Genomic DNA, 229 nt, shown 5'->3' on the forward strand with positions numbered 1-229 from the left:
CGTTAAGCGAGATAGAAGAAGATATTTTCGCGAGGTGACTGCGTAGGTCGTTGATTTCGAGATTCAAAGCGTGCTCGCGCATTTCTAACTGCTGAATGCGACGTCCAGCAGCGGCTGCACGACCGCTAATGGAAAGGTAGAGCCCAGCGATTGTGGCGACAATGACCAAAACCAACATGAAGGCGCCAACAATTTGAATCTGGCGTCGCCATGGGGCTTGTTTATAGGC

Annotated in this window: 1 protein-coding gene; it reads right to left on the reverse strand. The window is 51.1% G+C overall.

The window, feature by feature from the left end; translation table 11 throughout:
* Positions 1 to 229: hypothetical protein (locus tag FQ664_RS27680; protein ID WP_218570461.1), on the reverse strand; the 229-nt coding region annotated here is incomplete at both ends.

Origin of the sequence: Pseudomonas persica (assembly GCF_900291015.1) — a bacterium.
Lineage (GTDB): Bacteria > Pseudomonadota > Gammaproteobacteria > Pseudomonadales > Pseudomonadaceae > Aquipseudomonas.